Source organism: Gallaecimonas zhanjiangensis (assembly GCF_057624825.1).
This window is the reverse complement of record NZ_CM172603.1, coordinates 3,535,022-3,552,012: the sequence shown is the minus strand read 5'-3', so window position 1 is coordinate 3,552,012 and position 16,991 is coordinate 3,535,022. Positions and strand designations below refer to the sequence as shown.

The following is a 16,991-nucleotide window of genomic DNA, read 5'->3' as shown; positions in this document are numbered from 1 at the left end:
CCCTTTGGTGCAAGATAGCGGATAAAAAAGCCGGCTCGTGCCGGCTTTTTTTAGTCCATTTCCCGAGCGATGGCCCGGTAGGCGATGTCGGTTCTGAAGAAGGCGCCGTCCCAGTGGATGGCCCTTACCCCTTGGTAAGCGTTGTGCTGGGCAGACACCACCTTGTCGCCAAGGGCGGTTACGCACAGCACCCGGCCACCGTTAGTGACCACTTGGCCGTGCTGCTCGGCGGTACCAGCGTGGAACACCTTAACCCCTTCCGGTACCTCATCGAGGCCGGAAATGGCATCGCCCTTACGGGGCGTGTCGGGGTAGTTGGCGGCGGCCATTACCACGCCCACTGCCGGGCGCTCGTCCCAATGGGCTTCGGGGAACTTGTCCAACTGGCCAGCGGTGGCGGCCAGGCACAGTTTCACCAAGTCGGATTTCAGGCGCATCATGATCGGCTGGGTTTCCGGGTCACCGAAGCGGCAGTTGAACTCGATAACCTTGGGGGCGCCGCTCTGGTCGATCATCAGGCCAGCGTACAAAAAGCCGGTGTACGGGATGCCGTCGGCCTTCATGCCTTCCACGGTCGGGTAGATCACCTCGTCCATGATGCGCCGGTAGACTTCGGTGGTCACCACAGGGGCCGGGCTGTAGGCGCCCATGCCGCCGGTGTTGGGGCCGGTGTCGCCGTCGCCAACCCGTTTGTGGTCCTGGCTGGTGGCCATGGGGGTGACGTTGTTGCCGTCGACCATGACGATAAAGCTGGCTTCTTCGCCGTCCAGGAAGTCTTCAATCACTACCCGGGCGCCGGCATCGCCAAAGGCGTTGCCAGAGAGCATGTCGTTTACCGCGTCTTTGGCTTCATCCAAGGTCATGGCCACAATCACGCCTTTGCCGGCAGCCAGGCCGTCGGCCTTGACCACGATAGGCGCGCCGCGCTCTTCAAGGTAGGCCAGGGCTGGCGCGACCTCGGTAAAGGTGCGGTACTGGGCTGTAGGAATGGCGTGGCGGGCCAGGAAGTCCTTGGAAAAGGCCTTGGAGCCTTCCAGTTGGGCCGCAGCGGCAGTGGGGCCGAAAATGGCCAGACCTTCAGCGCGAAAGGCGTCCACCACCCCCGCTACCAGCGGCGCTTCGGGGCCCACTATGGTCAGCTCAACGTTATTGTCCTTGGCAAACTGCACCAGGTTGGCATTGCCGGTGACGCTGACGTTCTCAAGTTTGGGCTCAAGGGCGGTGCCGGCGTTACCCGGCGCCACAAAGACGATTTCAACTTCTTCGCTCTGCGCCGCTTTCCAGGCCAGGGCATGTTCGCGGCCGCCGCCGCCGATAACCAGAACTTTCATGCTGACTCCTTAGTGGCGGAAGTGGCGCATGCCGGTAAATACCATGGCGATGCCGGCTTCGTCGGCCGCCTTGATGACCTCGTCGTCACGGATAGAGCCGCCCGGTTGGATAACGGCGGTGATACCGGCCTTGGCGGCGGCGTCGATACCGTCGCGGAACGGGAAGAAGGCGTCAGAAGCCATCACTGAACCGGGCACTTCCAGGCCTTCGTCTTCGGCCTTGATGCCGGCGATTTTGGCGGAATATACGCGGCTCATCTGGCCAGCGCCGACGCCGACGGTCATCTCGTTTTTGACGTAGACGATGGCGTTGGATTTCACGAACTTGGCCACCTTCCAGGCGAACAGCAAGTCTTTCATTTCTTCCGCGGTGGGGGCGCGTTGGGTAACCACTTTCAGGTCGCTCTCGCTCACCATGCCCTGGTCTTTGTCTTGAACCAGCAGGCCACCGTTAACGCGCTTGTAGTCCAGGGCTGCCGGGCGCGCTGTCCATTCGCCGCATTCCAGTACCCGCACGTTGGTTTTGGCGCTGCACACTTCACGGGCGCTGGCGGAGACTTTGGGGGCGATGATCACTTCCACGAACTGGCGCTCGATAATGGCCTTGGCGGTGTCACCGTCCAGCTCCTGGTTGAAGGCAATGATGCCGCCAAAGGCGCTGGTGGGGTCGGTTTTAAAGGCGCGGTCGTAAGCTTCGAGGATGCTGGCACCCACCGCTACACCACAGGGGTTGGCGTGCTTGACGATAACGCAGGCAGGCTCCACGAACTCCTTGACGCATTCCAGCGCCGCGTCGGTGTCGGCGATGTTGTTGTAGGACAGTTCCTTGCCTTGCAGCTGGATGGCGGTGGCAATGGAGGCCTCTTTGGGCTCGGCTTCAGCGTAGAAAGCCGCCTGCTGGTGGCTGTTTTCGCCGTAGCGAAGATCCTGCTTCTTCACAAACTGAGTGTTGAAGGTGCGCGGGAACTTGGATTCGCCGAACATGGCGCCAAAGTGGTTGGCAATCATGCCGTCGTAGGCAGCGGTGTGCTCGAAGGCGCGGATGGCAAAATCAAAGCGGGTCTCAAAAGAGAGGCTGCCGCTTTGTTGGTCCATCTCGTCGATAACCCGGCCGTAGTCGCCAGCGTTCACCACAATGGCCACGTCTTTGTGGTTTTTGGCGGCGGAGCGGACCATGGTGGGGCCGCCGATGTCGATGTTCTCAACCGCGTCTTCAAACTTGCAATCGGGTTTGGCGACGGTGGCGGCGAAGGGGTAGAGGTTCACCACCACCAGGTCGATGGGGTTGATGCCGTGCTGGCTCATCACGCCATCGTCTACGCCGCGGCGGCCCAGGATGCCGCCATGAATTTTGGGATGCAGGGTTTTCACCCGGCCGTCCATCATCTCCGCAAAGCCCGTATACTCGGACACTTCGGTGACATTGATGCCGTTGTCTTTCAGCAGGCGGTAGGTGCCGCCGGTGGACAGGATCTCCACGCCACGTTGGGTGAGGGCCTTGGCGAAGTCGGTAATACCGGTTTTGTCAGATACGCTGATAAGGGCGCGACGGATGGGGCGAGCGTCTTGCATCAGTTGGTCTCTATGGCTGGCGATAAGAATAGGAAAAAGCGGGCGGTATTCTACACGAAAACGTTTCCGAAGGGGGAGCGGCGGGGGAAATTCCTTGGCCTCTTGACCCTGGAGTAGCGTTAAAGGCTAGGCTTGTTCCATGTCTCGAAGCGGACAAGGTGGATATGACATTACTGACGCACTTTTTAGCACTCTTTATGGACGCAGCCCCCTGGCTGCTGCTGGGCTTTATTACCGCCGCCGCCATCAAGGTGTGGTTGCCGGCCGATTGGCTGGGCCGCCACCTGGGCGGCGAAGGGGTTAAACCGGTGGCCAAGGCAGCCCTGTTTGGTGCGCCGCTGCCGCTGTGCTCCTGCGGGGTCTTGCCGGCGGCCATGGGCCTGCGCCGGGCCGGGGCCTCCAAAGGCGCCACCGTGTCTTTTTTGGTGTCTACCCCGGAAACCGGTGTGGACTCGGTGGCGGTGTCTTATGGCCTGTTGGGCCCCTTGCTGGCCATAGTGCGGCCCATCGCTGCCATCACCTCGGCGCTGCTGGCCGGGCTTTTGGCCGGGCGTGCCAAAGCGCCGGTGTTTGCATCTTTCACCCCGCAACCGGCCAGTTGCTGCGGCCCCAAAGCCGAGGCCGCCTCCTGTTGTGGCGGTAACACCGCAGCGCCAGCAAAAGCGAGCTGCGGCGGTGACAAGCCTAAAGACACTGGCAGCTGTTGCGCCAGCGAGACGCCGAAAGCCGCAAGTTGCTGCGCTGGCGAAAGCGTGGTGGCCAAGGCGAGCGATTGCACAGCAGACAGCTGCTGCGCCCCGGTGGACAGCAGCAAAAGCAAGTGGCGCCAGGGCTGGGATTTTGTCACCCATGATCTGGTGGACGACTCAGTCAAATGGCTGCTTATCGGCCTGGTGTTTGCCGCGCTGGTCGTCAGCTATGTACCTACCGATTTTCTCAGTCGCTGGGGCGGCGGCCTTACCGCCATGGTGGTGATGGTGCTGATTGGCATCCCCATGTATATCTGCGCCACCGCCAGCACCCCTATTGCCGCCGGGCTGTTGCTGGGCGGGGTATCGCCGGGGGCGGTGCTGGTGTTTTTGCTGGCGGGCCCCGCTACCAACGCCGCCGCCATTGGCCTAGTGCGCCAAGAGCTGGGCAACCGGGCGCTGCTGGCTTATCTCGCCGGGGTGATAGTGCCGGCCATCGGCTTTGGTTTTCTTACCAACTACCTGGCCGGGCTCTGGCCTGCCGGTATCGCCGCCCAAGGCGGCAGCCATGCCTTGCTGCCCCAGTGGCTTAGCATCGGCTCGGCGCTGGTGCTGGCGCTGTTGATGCTGGCGAGCCTTTACCGGCAGTTAAAGCCGGGGGCAGGGCACAGTCACAGCCATTAAAAAAGCGGCCCGAGGGCCGCTTTTTTATCACCTTCAACTCGGTTTTTATTGAGACATCAGCTGGTTGGCTCTTTCCATCAACGGCTGAGCCGCTACCACCCGGCGATGGCTCAATAGCTCGTTGGCCTGGGCCAGGTAGGCGTTGGCCAGCTGCTTTTTCAATGCCGTAACGCTTGGCAGCTTGGCCGGTAGGGCGGTTTCAAAGGCGCTCAGCTCGTCATAAACGGCGTCCAATTCCTTGGGCTCTTTGGCGTCGGTTATCCGCTGCTGCCAGCCCGACAGCTTGGTCTGGTAGAAGGCTTCGGCGGCCTGCACCGGGTATTGCGGAGTCTGGCCGTTATCCACCTGCTGCTGGTAATCGGCCAACTGGCCGATGGCGTCTTTGAGGGCGCCGGCCTTGGCCAGCGGTTCGGCCAGGGTATCGGAGGCGGGGAAGAAACGCCCGGCCACATCCATCAGGCGGCTGATGGCGGGGGCGTCTTCGTTGGCCATGGCTTGGTTCAGGTTCTCGGCCAGTTTTTGCTGGGCCGCCTCGGAGGGCACGATGGGCGCCGGGTTCAAAAAGTGCAGGTCGGCCTTGAGGGCGTCCAGCTCTTCAATGGCGGCTTTATCGTTGTAGGCGGCCTGTTCCAGGCGAGCTTTGTATTCTTCGGTCAAGGCGCTCAGCAAGGACTGGCGGCGCTGCTCAAGGCGCAGGTCGAGATTTCGCACCTCGTCATCGTTGGGGAAGATACTGAGCAGCTCTTTGAGTACCAAGGCGGCGGCCGGGAAGTTGGGGAGATCCGGGCGGTCTGCTTCTTTTAAGGCGCTGTCGATGCGCTGCTCGTAGTGGTCAAGGATGCGGTTGCGGTTAACCCGCAGCAGGCCAGCCTGCTCCTGGGGGGAGAGGCTGGGCAGCTTAGCCAGCAGATCTTCAACCGGCATCAGGTTGATGGCTTCGAGGTTTTGCTGGTGGCCGTTGATGGCGTCAAGCTGCGCCTGCAGGCTTGCCACCTCATCCTTGCCGTGGCTCCACAGGCTGAATGCCACCAGTACCGACGCGGCCAGGGCCACCGGGTAGAGGATATTGCCCAGGCGCAGCGGCTCTATCACCTTTTGCAGGCGGTGCAGGGTCGGCTGCGGCTTTTCTTCTTTTAAGAGCTTGCGCACCGGCTGCCAGAGGCGCCCGGGCATATTGGCCGGTTTGGTCAGCTTGAACTGGCGGCGCTCTTCTTCGCTGAGCTTTTTGCGATCAAAGGGGTGGCGTGAGCTCAGCAGTTCGTAAGAGACGCAGGCCATGGCGTAGAGGTCGTCGCACACCGTCGGTTCTTTACCGGCGATAAGCGAAGTGGAGGCATAGGCCGGGGTGTAGCCGTAAACGGTGGTTTCGTCGCTTTGCTGCTCGTTTAGGAAGTCTTCGTGGCCGGTGGGCTTGAGGGCCTGGGCGACGCCGTAATCGAGGATCTTGATGCTGCCCTGGCTGGTCACAAAGATGTTGGACGGCTTGAGGTCGGCATGGACGATGCCCTGGGCATGGGAGAAGGCCAGGGCCGAGAGGATTTGCTCCAGCACCTTGGCGGCGCCCTTCCATTTGAGGCCTTGGGGCTTGGCCCGCTGGATAACCTTGGACAGAGGCTCGCCTTCCAGCAGCTCCATCACCATAAACCAGGTGTCGCCGTCGTGGTCCAGATCGTACACGCGGATGATATTGGGGTGGGAAAGGCGCTTGGATTTGGCCGCTTCTCTGGCCAGCAGGCTCAGGGCCGAGCTGTCTTTGGTGAGCTCGGCGCGCAGGATTTTCACTGCCACCTGGGCGTCGCGGGCACCGGCTTCTTCCAGGTGCAGGTCCGTTGCCTTGTAGACGTCACTCATGCCCCCGGAGCCAATCAGGGATTCAATACGGTAACGCTGCTTGAGGGTTTTGTCGGTCCACTGATGATCGTTGTGGTTGGCAACGGGCTCAAGTTGACCGGACACAGTGGTGTGAGTCTGGGCGCTGGCTTCCATGCTGAAACATCCTTTGTTTCATTAATTAAGAGGGGGCAAAAGTAAAGTTCACATCCTGAACTTTCAACATGAACTGTACTATAACGGTGATTTTATTTTCCACAAAGTTAAGTGAAACATGAAATGGATCGCGTTGACAGTCCATTAGGGGATCCGTAATCTTGAGCCGTTGTCTTTCAGGAGAAAGGCAAATAGGCAGGTTTGTTATCAAGGAAAGGTAAAGTGCCATGGAACTGGAGCTTGAAATAACAAGCTACCACAGGCTGTCTCCCTCTATTCAGTCTGTTAAGCGTTTTTCCAATGAAAATCAATTGCTTGGTCGTTCAGAGCAATGTGATTGGCAGCTGCCTGACCCGGATCGGGTTATCTCTTCTAAGCACGCTGAAATCGTAAAAAAAGATAATGCCTACTGGTTGAAAGATATTTCGACCAACGGTGTCTTTGTGAATAATTCCACCCAGCCGTTGGGTAAAGAAAACCCCTCAAAACTTAATGACGGTGACGTGCTTCGTATCGGCGATTATGAAATTGCCGTGAAGCTGGTAAGTCAAAATAATGACAAGCCAGAACCGGTAACACATTCAACGGCTTCAGTTAATTCTTTTTCAGAAAACACTGAATTAGCTTCTGCGCCTATTTCCCCCATGCCGGCCGAACCGGCGGCGCCGGCCCCGGCCCCTGAGCCCAGTTTGAGCTTTGGCAGCCTGGCTTCTTCCCTGGCCGAACCCGGCTCGGCCGACAGCCATGTAGACATGCCCAAAAGTACCGGCGCTGACGGTATTCCCACCGAGTGGAACTGGGGCAACAAAGAGCCTGCCAAGGAAGAGGCGCCCAAACCCCAGGCCAAGCCGGAGCTGGTAGAGGCCCTGCTCGAAGGCCTGGGCATGCAAAAGCAGTTTACCGACAAGGCGCCGGATGCGGCGCTGATGAAGGAGCTGGGCAACCTCACCCGCATCATGCTCGAAAGGCTGCTGGATCTGCTGCACATGCGCGCTGAGCAAAAGCAGAAGCTGCGGGTGCAGCAAACCACCTTCCGTCGCCAGGAAAACAACCCCCTGAAGTTCTCTGCCACCGCCCAGGACGCCCTGGAGTCCTTGATTATCCGCCGCCACAACTCCTTCCTTGGCCCCCAGGAGGCCATCGAAGAAGCCTTTGCCGATATCCGCCACCACGAGCAAGCCCTGATGGCGGCCGTGGAGAGGGTAGTGGTGTCGCTGTTGGAAACCGATGCGGTGGTGGAAGACAGCGCCCTGGACAAAATGCCGGTGATTGGTAAGGCCCGCGCCTTTGAACGCTGGCAGCGCCAGCAAGACCACCTCAAGCATGAATATGGCGATGCCGAGCGCATGATGCGTTCCGATCTCTTTGTTGATGCCTACGAAAACGCTATCCGTACTTTGAAACAGGAGTGATCCGATGTACGCCAAGTGGCTGCGTCCTTTCTTTATGTCTGCCGTGCTGGTGATGCTGGCCGGTTGCGTGGTGGCTAACGCCGTTTACGAGCCGAGCACCGATCTCAATGTCAGTGCTGTAGACAACCTCAACCCCGACTACACCGGCCGGCCCTCGCCGGTGGTGATGAAGGTCTACCAGCTCAATGGCCGCAGCGCCTTTGATGCCAGCGACTTTTTCAATCTTTACGGCGACGCCGCCAGTGCCCTTGGCAACGAGTTGGTCAAAGTGGACGACTTTGAGCTGCAACCGGGCGAGAAACGCGACATCAAACTGCGCCTGAGTGGCAAAACCCGTTTTATCGGCGTGGTGGTGGCCTACCGCGATATCGAGAACGCCCAATGGCGCCTGGTGCTGGATGCCGATCCCACCGGTTACAAGGATGTCAGTCTGAAACTGGATGCGCTGGCTATCAGCACCAAGGGATAACGAGAGGCAACATGGAACGTTTGGCAAAGGTCGCCTGGTCAGAAGGTATGCTGCTGCGCCCGCAGCATTTTCAGCAACAAGACCGTTTTCACTATCACGCCGCAAGGCTTCGCCACAGCCGCATCTTCCCGTTCGGTTATGGGGTCAACCAACTGACCCTGGACGAGCAAGCCCTGCCGCTGGGCCAGGTCAGCGTTATTAAAGGCGCCGGGCTCTTCCCCGACGGCCTGCCGTTCGAGTTTGACCAGCAGGACAACCTGCTTTTAGAAGTGCCGGCCGATGCCCGCGACGAGCTGGTGTACCTGGCCATTCCCCTGGAAAAGCTGGCTGGCGCCAATATTGTGGCCGCCGATTCCCACCACATCGGCCGCTTTGTGATGCGCGACGTCAAGGTGCTGGACGAGTCCTTGGACGATGGCGACGAAGAAGACTTAAGCCTTGCCTACCTCAACCCCAGCCTCAAGCTGGAGCGGGAAGACATGGCCGGCTTTGCCACCTTGCCGCTGGCGCGCATCATTGAAGTGATCAACGAAAAAGAAGTGAAGCTGGATCGCAGCTACATGGCGCCGTGCCTGGATATCAACGCCATAACCCCGCTGGCCTCTTTACTGCGCGAAGTGCTGGCCATGGTCAAACAGCGGGCCCAGGCGCTGGCCATGCGTATGCAAAAGGGCGCCGAGCAGTCCACCACCTTGCTGGACGTGCTGATGCTTCAAGCCCTTAACCGCTGGCAGCCCAATCTCGAACACCTCAAAGACAGCCCTCAGGTGCACCCCGAGCGGCTCTACAGCCTGCTGGTGACCCTAGCCGGTGAAATGGCCACCTTTACCCGCGCCGAGAAGCGCCCGCCGGCCCTGCCGTCTTACCAGCACGACCGCCTCACCGAGACCTTTGGTGATTTGATGGCGGTGATCAGCCAGTCGCTGTCGACGGTGCTGGAACAAACCGCCGTGGCCCTCAAACTCGAGGAAGCGCAGTTTGGTATCAAGGTGGCGCCGCTCACCGACAAATCCATGCTGGCCAGTGCTCAACTGGTGCTGGCGGTGAAGGCCGATTTGACCACCGAAGACATTCGCCGCCGCCTGCCCACCCAGATCAAGCTGGGGCCGGTGGAGCATATCCGCGACTTGGTGAACAACCATCTGCCCGGTATCGGCGTCAGCGCCTTGCCGGTCGCGCCGCGGCAGATCCCCTACCATGCCGGTTACCACTACTTCCTGCTCGACAGCCAGTCGGAGCGCTGGCAGCAGCTCAAGCAAAGCGGCGGTCTGGCATTGCACGTGTCCGGTAACTACCCGGGCCTGGCCCTGGAGCTTTGGGCCATCAGGCAATAAACCAGCACCCACAGGGATGTGAGTATGAATGACAGCACCATAATCAAGCCGCGCCCCGGCGCTCGCCAGGCGCCCCCGCGCCCGGCCCAAGAGCCGGCCGGCCATGACGACAAAACCGCCCTGGCCTCGGTCAGCGACGAGTTTCAGCGCGGCCGGTTCCGGCTCCCCGCCACCCACCTGGATGTGCTGGTGGACGAGGCGTCCAAGATTTTGTCTCTGGCCGACCGCCTCGGCCAGGCCAGCAGCGTTGACGACATCAGCGCCCTCAAGCGCCAGAGCATGGATCTTATCCGTGAATACCTGCGCGCATTACAGGGCCAACAGGTGGCGCCAGACACCGTCAACATGGCGTCTTACTGCCTGTGCGCGTTGCTGGACGAAATCGTACTCAACAGCCCCTGGGGCGGCAGCGGCCAATGGGCCGCCAGTTCGTTGCTGTCGGAGTTTCACTCCGAGACCCTGGCCGGTATCCACTTTTTTGAACTGGTGGAAAAGGCCCAGCGCACCAACGACGTGCCGCTGCTGACGCTGCAGTTCTTGTGCCTGAGCCTGGGTTTTAAGGGCAAATACCGGGTCGAGAACCTGGGGCAGGAAGCCCTGGATGGCCTCAAAGACCGCATCTACCAGCAAATCTGTGCCGACAAGGGCCGCTACGCCACCCCCTTTGAAGGGGATTGGGAGCAAAAGCTGGTGCCCGGTGACGAGCTGGCCCAGCGCTTCCCGTTGTGGGTGGCCTTTGCCCTGTGCGGGGTGGTGTTGCTGCTGCTGTACATGGGCTTTGTCTACAAAATTAACCAAAAGTCCCAGACCACCTTCTTGAACTTCTCCAAGGTGTCGGTGGCGTCCCAGCCGGTGGCAGGGGACGAGCAGGGCGACCTGAAAGACTCGGCCGACGCCAAATACCTGCGCCAGATCCTGCAAACCGAAATAGACAAAGGTTTGCTGGAGATGGTGTACCTGCCGGACCGCATTCGCCTGCGTATCGGCAACGAGGCGCTGTTCGGTTCCGGCTCGGCCACGGTGCGCGAAGACATGACCCCGGTACTGAACAAAATTGCCCGGGCGTTGGAATCCACCCACGGCAAGGTGCTGGTTACCGGCCACACCGACGACCAGCCCATCTTCACCAGCAAGTACCCGTCTAACTGGCATTTGTCCCTGGCCCGCGCCAATGCGGTGGCCAATGTGCTGGCCAGCGGCGGCAAGCTTGACGGGCGGCTCTGGCCGGAAGGTCGCGGCGAAGCCGAACCTTTGTACCCCAATGACAGTAACGAACACCGCGCCCTTAACCGGCGGGTGGAAATTGATTTGATCCCCTGAGGCTAGATAGATGAAAGGCATGACATGGATCCGTCGCCTCGGAGCGATACTGACCTCCCGTTACACCGTTATCGTGCTGGGGGCTCTGGCCCTGGCCCTTATCATTTGGTTTGGCGGCCCGCTATTAGCCATCGCCGGCTGGGAGCCCCTGGCCTCGGTGGCGGCGCGGGTGATCTTCCTGCTGCTGATCGCCCTGGTGTGGGTAGGTGTGTACCTATTGCGCATGAAGCGCGAGAAAAAGGCCAACGAACAGGTCGTTAACGAAATGCTCAGCGGCGCCAACACCGACGATGAGCTGCTTAAAGAAGAAGTAGAGACCCTGCGCGAGCGGATGCGCGAAGCCCTGGCGCTGGTGAAAAAGTGGAAGCCGGGGCGTTTTCGCTCGGTGTACGAGCTGCCCTGGTACATGATCATCGGTGCCCCCGGCTGTGGTAAATCCACGGCGCTGCTCTCATCCGGGCTCGAATTCCCGTTAAAAGAGCAAATGGGCATCGACTCGGTCAAAGGCGTTGGCGGTACTCGCCACTGCGACTGGTGGTTTACCAACAAGGCGGTGCTGATTGATACCGCCGGCCGCTACACCACCCAGGACAGCGCCGACAAACGCGACGCCCGCGGCTGGAACTCCTTTTTGGGGCTGTTGAAGAAAAACCGCCCGCGCCGCCCCATCAATGGCGTGCTGCTGTCGGTGAGCGTGGCCGATCTGCTGGAGCAGACCCCCACCGAGCGCATGCTCCATGCCCGCGCCCTCAAGCAGCGGGTCCAGGAGCTGAAAAACCGCCTGGGGCTTATCTTCCCGGTCTATGTGCTGCTCACCAAGTTCGACCTCTTGGAAGGCTTTAACGACGTCTTTGCCCAGCTCTCGGAAAAAGAGCGCGAAGAAGTGTTCGGCATGACCTTCCCGCTGCAATCGGTGCGCGACCCCAAGAGCCTGCCGGGCGCCTTTGAGGCGGAATTTATCAACATGCTGCAACGGGTAGACAAGTTCGCCCTGCACCGTTTGCAGCAAGAGCGCAACGCCAACGCCCAGCGCCGCATCTACCAGTTCTCCAAGCAACTGGCACTGTTGCAGGCGCCGCTGTGGGACATGCTCAAAGAGGTGTTCTTCCCCTCTGCCTATGAAGAAGTGCCGCTGCTGCGGGGCATCTATTTGGTGTCGTCCGAGCAGGGCGGCCAGGCCAAGGACAAGGTTTCCAAGCTGGTGGACAGCCAGTTCAAGGTCAAGGCCCCGGCCGCGCCGGCCGTGGCCCGCACCCGCGACGGCTTCTTTTTGCGCCGCCTTTTTGAAGACATCATCTTCTCCGAGCACAACCTGGCCAGCACCGATGTCGCCCACGAAAAACGTTTCGTGTGGGTACGCCGGGTGGCCCTGGCGGCCGCCGCCGTTTGCACCGTGGCGCTGGGGGTGAGCTGGTATCTTTCCTTCCAGTGGAACAGCAACCTTGTGGCCGGTTACGACAAGACCCTCAAAGAGCTGCAACCCACCCTGGACGAGCAAGACCTCGATTGGGTCAAGCTCGACGGCCTGCTGACGGCGGTGTCGTCCATGCCGGGGGTAGAAGGCCAGCCGATGCCGGCCGGTGGCCCGCAGCAACTGGGTTTGTTCCAAGGTAATAAGCTGGGCCAGGCCGCCGAAGGCGCCTATGGCCGCCTGCTGCAAATGCGTTTGGGTAAGGCGCTGACCTCGAGCCTTGAGTCTGAGATTGGTTCCAACCTCGATAACCTCGAGTACCTTTACGAGACCCTCAAGACCTACCTGATGCTGCATGAGCGCGCCCATCTGGATGCCGACCAGGTCCACGCCTGGTTCGAGCTGATGCTCGAGCGCCAGCTGCCCGGCGAGGTTAATCGCGCTACCCGTGAGTCTTTGAACAATCACCTGGGCCGGTTGCTGGCCCTGGGCCAGGCCTTGCCGGTAGACAACCAACTGGTGGCCAATGCCCAGGCTGAGCTCACCGCCATGCCCCTTGCCGAGCGCGCCTATCACCGCATGAAGCTCGACGCCCAGAACTCGCGGCTGCCCGATTTCCGCCTGCCGCTCATTTTGGGCTCGGTGGCAGACGGGGTCTTTGAGCGCCGCTCAGGCACCGATCTCAACGCTGGCATTCCCGGGCTTTATACCCGCAACGGTTACAACGGCGTGTTCTTGCCGGAAAAAGACAAGATCGTTAAGCGCCTGGTGGAGGACTCCTGGGTCTACGGCCAGGAAGACAACGACTTTAGAAACCTCGACGAGAACGCCATCCAAAAAGGCGTGGCCGAGCGTTACTTCCGCGATTACGTCTATGTCTGGGAAGAGTTCATCAAGGACTTGCGCATCAAGCCCTTCGACAACGCCCGCGACGGCGCCCGTATCGCCAACCTGTTGTCAGGCCCCGAGGCGCCGGTGAGCCGGTTGCTGTCGGCAGTGAAGAAAAACACCGATTTGTCCGAGCCCAAACAGGCCGGCAAGCTCGATGCCGCCGCTGATCAGGCCAAAGACATCGCCAACGCCCGCTTGTCCGAGCGTAAGCGCCAGCTCTCCGGCCTGGTGGCTTCCACCATCGCCCAGGACGAGCCCGAGGCCACCCCGGTGGAAAAATCCTTCGAACGCCTGAACGCCGTGTCCGACGAGCTGGTGGCGCAGATGCAAGGCGATATCAAAGTGGCGGCCCGTTACTTTGAAGAGCAAGGCGGGCTGTCGCGCCCCCACGCCATTGCCACCGTCAATCGCGGCCAGTTTGACGATGCACTCAAGGATTTCTACACCGCCTTGGCGGACTCCGAAACCGACCAACTGGACGGCCTGATGGGCGACTTTATCGTCGATGCCAAGAAGGTGGTGCGCCAGTCGGTGAGCCGCTCCATCAACGAGATTTGGCGCTCCAGCGTATACCGCGATTATCGCAGCGCCATTGCCGGCAAATACCCCTTCCGCCGTCAGGCCGACTCGGAAGTGGCCTTGCAGGACTTTGCCGGGTTCTTCGGTTACGGCGGCACCCTGGACAGCTTCTTTAACGACCAGCTCAAGCCCTATGTGGACACCCAGCGCAGCCCCTGGACCCTCACCAAAGACATTGGCATCAGCCAAAGCAGCCTGGCGCTCTTTGAAAAGGCCCAGCAGATCCGCGACGTGTTCTTCCCGCGCGGTTCCGGCGAGCCGCGCCTGGGCTTTAGCCTCAAGCCGGTGTTCCTGGACTCAAGGGTCAGTCAGTTCATGCTGGAAATTGACGGCCAGGATCTCATCTACCGCCACGATCCGCCGCGCTTTATCAGCTTTAACTGGCCCGAGCGCACCGGCGCCCAGCTGACCCGGGTGGTGTTTACCCCCACCGGCAGCTCGTCACCGTTGGCGGCCAGCTACCAGGGGCCCTGGGCCATCTTCAAGCTGTTACAAGAATCGGCGCGGCTGTCCACCCAGGACCGCCACGAGCTGGTGGAAATCAGCCTAGGTGAATACCAGGCCAAGCTGGAGCTGGTCACCAACTCGGTCAAGCAACCCTTTAATACCAGCATGCTGGAGAGCTTCCAGTTACCCAGAACCTTGTAGGACGGACTGATGTGGGGATATTTCGGTAAGGTGCCAAACCGCGGGGATTTCATCAGCCACCAGCTGCCCCCCGCCATTCGCGACCTGTTTTTCGAGTGGTGCCAGGCGGGCCTGGCGGTTAGCCGCGAACAACTGGGCGAGAACTGGCTGGACGCCTACCTCACGGCGCCCATCTGGCACTTTGCGGCCAGCCCCGACACCCTGAGTGAAAGCGGGCTGGTGGGCACCTTTATCCCGTCGGTGGACAGGGTAGGGCGGCACTTTCCGTTTATGGTGATTGGCCAGTATCCGGGGCGCGCACTCGATGCCTGGCGTGACCCGCAATGGGCCGGCCAATTGGAAGAAAAAGTGCTGGCGGTGCTGGACGACCACTGGGACGAAGCGGCCTGGCAACAGGGGCTGGGGGAGATAAAACCCCCGGCGCCAACCCCCGGCCGGCTGCGGCTGCCCAACGAAGAAGGCAACCTGGTGCTTCCCGGCGAAGTGTCGGAGCGCCAATTGCTGGCGGCCCTTTTGAATAAAGAAGAAGAAAAGACCCTCTGGTGGACCCAGGGCTCGGCTTATGTCGAACCCTGCTGGCTCTCCACCCGGGGCCTTCCCCAGGTGGGACAGTTCGCGGCACTCCTGGCCGGACAATGGCAGGAACAGGGATGGCAGACCGCGACCTTGATGGAGCAATAAGACAATGCGTTATCTTTCTTCCGGTTTTACCCACAGAGGTGGCACCCGTAATCATAACGAGGACGCCTACCTGGATGTGACCGACAGGGGCATCTGGGTAGTGGCCGATGGCATGGGTGGATATCAGGCCGGTGATGTGGCTAGCCAATTAATTTGTGACACCGTTGATAGCGAGATCAGAAAAAAAGACGTAGGCAAATTCACGGTAAATGATTTGGAAAAGGCTTTATCCCTTTCTAATCAAAAGATACGTGATTACGGCGCCCGTTTTTTAGATGATCAAACCATAGGTTCCACCGTGGTGGCATTAATGGTTGTGGGTAATCAATTTCACCTTTTTTGGGTGGGTGACAGCCGCTGCTATTTAGCCCGCGACGGCCAGCTTCGGCAAGTTTCCCGCGACCATTCGCAAGTGGCTGAAATGGTTGAACAAGGCCTCCTGGATGAGGCGGATGCCGAGTCCCATCCCTTGGCACACGTGATCACCAGGGCGGTTGGGGTGGATGACGAGCTGGCCGCCGAGTACCTCAATGGCGAGGTCAAAGACGGGGATATCTTCCTTATTTGCAGTGACGGCATTAGCAAGGAATTTAATCAGGAAGAGCTAAATGCCTTTTTGTCCGTCGGTGAATTGGAAGAAGCCGGAATGGCCATGATGCATTCAGCTTTAGTTAAAAAATCAAAAGATAATATTACCTGTGTTCTTGTGAAGGCACAGCAGGATTGCTATGCTGGATTTTCTAGCGAAAACGGTGATGATGTAACCATCCCAATTTACTCTCGCTAGGTGTCTGGAATTAAATTGCTAGGGATAGCTTGTGAGCGAAATTACCATTTCTCTCTTTGATTTTGACGCACTGATGGCGTCTATTTCCGAGGATAGTCCGTGCGGCGTCGATCTCCGTGAGGACGAGTCACCGGTCTCTCCCTATTTTACCCTCAAAGACATTCGCAGCCAGGCCCGGGCCATTGAGCGCCAGGCGGTGCTGGAAGAAGACTACCAGCCCCCCAGCCAGTGGCGCGATCTGAGCCAACAGATCCCCGATATCGTCTCCGGCCAGTCCAAAGACTTGGAACTGGTAACCTGGCTGATTGAAGCCTGGTGCCGCGAGTACGGCTTTTTAGGCCTCAAAGACGGCTTCTTGCTAGCCGCTAACCTTATCGAGCAGTATTGGGACCAGCTCTACCCCATGCCCGACGAAGAGGGCATCGCCACCCGGCTGGCGCCCCTGGTGGGGCTTAACGGCCTGGACGCCGAAGGCGCCCTGATTCAGCCGCTGCTGTCTATTCCGCTCTTTTTCGGCCAGAGCTTCGGCCCCTTTGCCACCTGGCATTGCGAGCAGGCCGCCGAAATAAACCGGCTGGATAAAGACAAAGCCGAGCAGAAGATAAAGGCAGGCGCGGCCTCGTTCGAGCAGATAAACCAAACGGTCAAGGAAATGCCGGCCAGCGAGCTGGCGGCCCTTGCCGACCATATTGAAGGTGCCCAGGCGGCGTTCAAGCGGTTGTCCGATGCCATGGACAACGCCAGCCAGGAGCCCCAGCCCACCACCCAGATCACCAAGGCGCTGCAACGTTGCCACGACACCCTTTGGTTCCACGCCGGCGCGGTCATTGAAAAGGCCCGCGCCCAGGCCGAACCGGTGGCGCTGGATGAAGACGCCGCAGTCGGTGACGCCGACGCACCAGCCGCAGCCAGGGGCGGCGACCCTATCGAGGTTGCTATCCATGGCCGCGAGCAGGCGGTGAAACAATTGGCTCGACTGGCGGACTTTTTCCGCCAGACCGAACCCCACTCTCCCGTGTCCTACGCCATTGAGCAGGCCATCCGCTGGAGCAAGCTGACGCTTCCCGAGCTGATGCAAGAGCTCATCAGTGACGATGGTGCCCGCGCCGGTTTCTGCCGGTTAACGGGCGTGCCGGGTTCCGGATCCCAGGAGTAGCTCGGGCCCTTAAACCGTGAATTGCCTCAGGAGACCATGAC

At 60.0% G+C, this 16,991-nt stretch carries 12 protein-coding genes; 9 read left to right on the top strand and 3 right to left on the bottom strand.

The annotated features are described in order from the left end of the window. Positions 1–50 precede the first annotated feature (50 nt). Positions 51–1,331 (bottom strand): phosphoribosylamine--glycine ligase, encoded by a 1,281-nt coding sequence (gene purD / locus AC22G1_RS16790; protein ID WP_487314381.1) that lies wholly within the window; start codon positions 1,329–1,331, stop codon positions 51–53. A gap of 9 nt (positions 1,332–1,340) precedes the next feature. Then, entirely contained in the window at positions 1,341–2,903 is a 1,563-nt protein-coding gene (gene purH, locus AC22G1_RS16785; RefSeq protein WP_487314380.1) for a bifunctional phosphoribosylaminoimidazolecarboxamide formyltransferase/IMP cyclohydrolase, read from the bottom strand. Between the two features lie 164 nt (positions 2,904–3,067). Between purH and AC22G1_RS16780 the strand changes: the two genes are divergently transcribed. Then, positions 3,068–4,276, top strand: coding sequence for an SO_0444 family Cu/Zn efflux transporter (locus tag AC22G1_RS16780; protein ID WP_487314379.1), 1,209 nt, complete (start codon positions 3,068–3,070; stop codon positions 4,274–4,276). A gap of 45 nt (positions 4,277–4,321) precedes the next feature. Here the strand turns inward: AC22G1_RS16780 and AC22G1_RS16775 are convergent, their stop codons facing one another. Continuing rightward, positions 4,322–6,262 carry a serine/threonine-protein kinase gene (locus AC22G1_RS16775; RefSeq protein WP_487314378.1) on the bottom strand — a complete coding sequence of 647 codons (1,941 nt, stop codon included), beginning with the start codon at positions 6,260–6,262 and terminating at the stop codon, positions 4,322–4,324. 227 nt (positions 6,263–6,489) lie between these two features. On the opposite strand from AC22G1_RS16775, the gene tagH reads away from it, so the two are divergent. The 8 genes from tagH to tssA are packed head-to-tail and all read left to right on the top strand — an operon-like array spanning position 6,490 to position 16,950. Next, positions 6,490–7,674: a type VI secretion system-associated FHA domain protein TagH gene (gene tagH / locus AC22G1_RS16770; RefSeq protein ID WP_487314377.1), complete on the top strand. Its 1,185-nt coding sequence runs from the start codon at positions 6,490–6,492 to the stop codon at positions 7,672–7,674. A gap of 4 nt (positions 7,675–7,678) precedes the next feature. Further along, positions 7,679–8,143 carry a type VI secretion system lipoprotein TssJ gene (gene tssJ / locus AC22G1_RS16765; RefSeq protein ID WP_487314376.1) on the top strand — a complete coding sequence of 155 codons (465 nt, stop codon included), beginning with the start codon at positions 7,679–7,681 and terminating at the stop codon, positions 8,141–8,143. A gap of 11 nt (positions 8,144–8,154) precedes the next feature. Next, on the top strand, positions 8,155–9,477 hold the full coding sequence (tssK, locus tag AC22G1_RS16760; RefSeq protein ID WP_050657897.1) for a type VI secretion system baseplate subunit TssK: 1,323 nt from the start codon (positions 8,155–8,157) through the stop codon (positions 9,475–9,477). Positions 9,478–9,501: 24 nt separating this feature from the next. Continuing rightward, complete coding sequence (gene tssL, locus AC22G1_RS16755; RefSeq protein WP_487314375.1) at positions 9,502–10,797, top strand: type VI secretion system protein TssL, long form; 1,296 nt, start codon at positions 9,502–9,504, stop codon at positions 10,795–10,797. 19 nt (positions 10,798–10,816) lie between these two features. Beyond that, complete coding sequence (gene tssM / locus AC22G1_RS16750; RefSeq protein WP_487314374.1) at positions 10,817–14,326, top strand: type VI secretion system membrane subunit TssM; 3,510 nt, start codon at positions 10,817–10,819, stop codon at positions 14,324–14,326. Between the two features lie 9 nt (positions 14,327–14,335). Next, positions 14,336–15,007 (top strand): type VI secretion system-associated protein TagF, encoded by a 672-nt coding sequence (gene tagF / locus AC22G1_RS16745; RefSeq protein ID WP_050657894.1) that lies wholly within the window; start codon positions 14,336–14,338, stop codon positions 15,005–15,007. A 4-nt stretch (positions 15,008–15,011) separates the two neighbouring features. Continuing rightward, a complete protein-coding gene (locus tag AC22G1_RS16740; protein ID WP_050657893.1) occupies positions 15,012–15,794 on the top strand; it encodes a PP2C family protein-serine/threonine phosphatase in 783 nt (260 codons plus the stop codon). A 31-nt stretch (positions 15,795–15,825) separates the two neighbouring features. Beyond that, a complete protein-coding gene (tssA, locus tag AC22G1_RS16735; protein ID WP_487314373.1) occupies positions 15,826–16,950 on the top strand; it encodes a type VI secretion system protein TssA in 1,125 nt (374 codons plus the stop codon). Positions 16,951–16,991: the final 41 nt, after the last annotated feature.

Coding starts and splice junctions, on each gene's coding strand:
- AC22G1_RS16780 (WP_487314379.1), top strand. CDS start 3,068: ATGACATTACTGACGCACTTTTTAGCACTCTTTATGGACGCAGCCCCC.
- tagF (WP_050657894.1), top strand. CDS start 14,336: ATGTGGGGATATTTCGGTAAGGTGCCAAACCGCGGGGATTTCATCAGC.
- purH (WP_487314380.1), bottom strand. CDS start 2,903: ATGCAAGACGCTCGCCCCATCCGTCGCGCCCTTATCAGCGTATCTGAC.
- tssJ (WP_487314376.1), top strand. CDS start 7,679: ATGTACGCCAAGTGGCTGCGTCCTTTCTTTATGTCTGCCGTGCTGGTG.
- AC22G1_RS16740 (WP_050657893.1), top strand. CDS start 15,012: ATGCGTTATCTTTCTTCCGGTTTTACCCACAGAGGTGGCACCCGTAAT.
- tssL (WP_487314375.1), top strand. CDS start 9,502: ATGAATGACAGCACCATAATCAAGCCGCGCCCCGGCGCTCGCCAGGCG.
- tssM (WP_487314374.1), top strand. CDS start 10,817: ATGACATGGATCCGTCGCCTCGGAGCGATACTGACCTCCCGTTACACC.
- tssK (WP_050657897.1), top strand. CDS start 8,155: ATGGAACGTTTGGCAAAGGTCGCCTGGTCAGAAGGTATGCTGCTGCGC.
- AC22G1_RS16775 (WP_487314378.1), bottom strand. CDS start 6,262: ATGGAAGCCAGCGCCCAGACTCACACCACTGTGTCCGGTCAACTTGAG.
- purD (WP_487314381.1), bottom strand. CDS start 1,331: ATGAAAGTTCTGGTTATCGGCGGCGGCGGCCGCGAACATGCCCTGGCC.
- tagH (WP_487314377.1), top strand. CDS start 6,490: ATGGAACTGGAGCTTGAAATAACAAGCTACCACAGGCTGTCTCCCTCT.